Genomic DNA, 2501 nt, shown 5'->3' with positions numbered 1-2501 from the left:
GATAAAGGGTGCACTAATGCCACCCTCATACGGCGCGCCTTTATAATTGCGGAGTGGCGAGTTACCCGTTTGCGACCAATTGCTGTTCTGCGTTTCGTAAGATCCGGCGGTGCCAACGGGGCCAGTGGTGCGTTGCGTATAAGGCCTGGTACCATTGCCGCCCTGAGCACCATTATCAGAAATAAAAATGATGAGGGTATTTTCGTCCTGCTTCAGTTCTTTTAGTTTAGCCAGCAAACGGCCAACACCCTGATCTACATGATCGATCATGGCAGCATAAACTTCCTGGCGGGTTTGCCAATATTCCTGTTCATCATAAGTTAATTTGTTCCAGGGTTTTACCTGGTCATCGTGTGCGGCAATTTTCTGATCACTACCAATAAGTCCTTTTTTAATGGCATTGCGGTAGCGTTGTACGCGAAGCGAATCCCAGCCTAATTTATATTTGCCCTTATATTTGGCAATATCGGCCGGGAGTGCCTGAAGTGGCCAATGCGGTGCATTATAAGCCAGGTATAAAAAGAAAGGCTTTTTAGCTTTTTGCTGGTCATCTAAGAAACCTAATGCATTATTGGTAATTTCTTCAGTTAAATATTTCCCTGGTTCCAGAAAATACGGTTCATTATCTTTAACCAATGGCACTGTTTCAGTTCCTTTTTCTCCGATTTCATAATAGTTGCTGGCGCCACCAATAAAGCCAAAGAAATGATCGAAACCGCGTTGATTTGGCCATTGGTTCCGATCGTCGCCCACGTGCCATTTACCTGCCATGAGCGTAGTGTAACCACCCGATTTAAGTACCTCGGCAAGGGTTAACGATTCGCGGTTTAAAAAACCCTGATAGGCTGCCAGCCCAAGGTTATTGTTAAAAAAGCCAACACCCGCCTTGTGCTGGTACTGCCCCGTAAGCAAGGATGCCCGGGTAGGTGCACAGATTGAATTGTTGTAAAATTCTTTCAGCTTTAGGCCACCAGCAGCCAGTTTATCCAAATTGGGTGTTTCTATCTCTGTTGCACCAAAAGGGCCAATATCTGAAAAGCCAAGATCATCAACCAGTACCAGAACAATATTTGGTTTTTGCTTTTTCTGGGCATATGCCCCCTGCACCACCAATAAGCCAAAGGCCAGCAGACATGCTTTTGCTATGGGCAAAGTGGAATGTTTTTGTTTAAAATTCATGCGATTAAATTTTAGTGTAAAACGGTTAATAGTTTACCCAATCTGGGTTTTGTTTTAATTTAGGGTTGAGGTTAAGCTCGCGTTGCGGAATCGGGAAATGAATGTGGCGCTTGGCCGCTAAAGTTTTTCCGGCTGCTTTAAGTGTGGCTACATAATAATCGGCTCCTCTTCTGGCCAGATCGAACCAGCGCTGATATTCGAAAACCAATTCCTTCCTGCGCTCCTGAAAAACAGCATCCCTAAACTGATCTACAGTTAATGCCGGAGAAATATCGGCTAGTTTGGCAATACCTGCACGCTGGCGTACTTCATCTATTGCGGCATAGGCTGCTGAATTTGGCCCATTATTTACTTCATTTAAGGCTTCGGCATAAATTAAAAGCACTTCTGCGTAACGGATAATGGGTAAATTTTTAGAAGACTGCGATTGATTGCCCACCACAGCAGGATCGTAATATTTATTAAACTGCGGTGAAAAAGTATATAACTGGCCATTTGTAGGGCTTACCATCTGCGTAACAAAGGTGATGGCCTTTCGGGTATCGTTATCGGCAAAACTGGTATACAAACCGCCAGCGGTATGCAAGGCATCGGCATAATCGCCATTAATACCAGGTACATCTGCCGGGGCCGAACGGCTGGCTAAACTATTGCCCTGAAAGCCAGCGTTACCTACAAACTGTGCCGAGAAGATATGCTCTTTACCATTTTTAGTGGCTACATTAAACACATCGGCAAAATTTGCAAACAGTGAATAGTATTTACTGTCGATTACCTCTTTACTTTTTTGTGCGGCATTAGCCCACTCTTTATGGGTAAGGTATACTTTTGCCAACAGACTTTTGGCTGCGCCTGAAGTTGCCCTTCCTAAATCTTTACTGCTATATTCTGCCGGTGCAGGTAGCGATTCTGCATCTTTTAAATCCTGGATAATCTGTGCATATACCGCAGCCTCGGGTGCGTTGGGTACATATAAATCTTCGGGCGCTAACGAGGTATTTTCGTGCAATACAATGGGTATATCGCCAAACCAACGCACCAGGTTAAAGTAATGTAAAGCCCTTAAAAATTTCGATTCATTAATTAAACGTTTTCTAACAGATGAGCTAATTTTCGATTCATCAATTAGTGCAATTTTATCGATGGCAATATTTGAAGCGTTAATGGCATCGTAACTTTGTTTCCACAACTGCTCCATCCTATCGTTGGATGAATCGTGGGTTAGGCCAGATATGGCCCTAACGTGTGCATTTCTGGCCCTTGGCCCTGCTTCATAATCGTCGGTAGCCATTTCTACCCCAATCTGCATTAAACTGTTGTAG

The 2501-nt window shown here is 44.1% G+C and carries 2 protein-coding genes; both read right to left on the bottom strand.

Going from position 1 to position 2501, the window contains the following annotated elements; all coding sequences use genetic code 11:
* On the bottom strand, positions 1–1179 hold a 1179-nt coding region (locus ASU31_RS27005), incomplete at its 3' end, for a sulfatase-like hydrolase/transferase (RefSeq protein ID WP_057935336.1).
* A gap of 25 nt (positions 1180–1204) precedes the next feature.
* Positions 1205–2501, bottom strand: a 1297-nt coding sequence (locus ASU31_RS27000) for a RagB/SusD family nutrient uptake outer membrane protein (protein WP_057935335.1), incomplete at its 5' end; no start/stop codon positions are given.

It is taken from the genome of Pedobacter ginsenosidimutans (assembly GCF_001442625.1).
GTDB lineage: Bacteria > Bacteroidota > Bacteroidia > Sphingobacteriales > Sphingobacteriaceae > Pedobacter > Pedobacter ginsenosidimutans.
The sequence above is the reverse complement of the archived record's forward strand: the minus strand, read 5'-3'. Positions and strand labels throughout refer to the sequence as shown.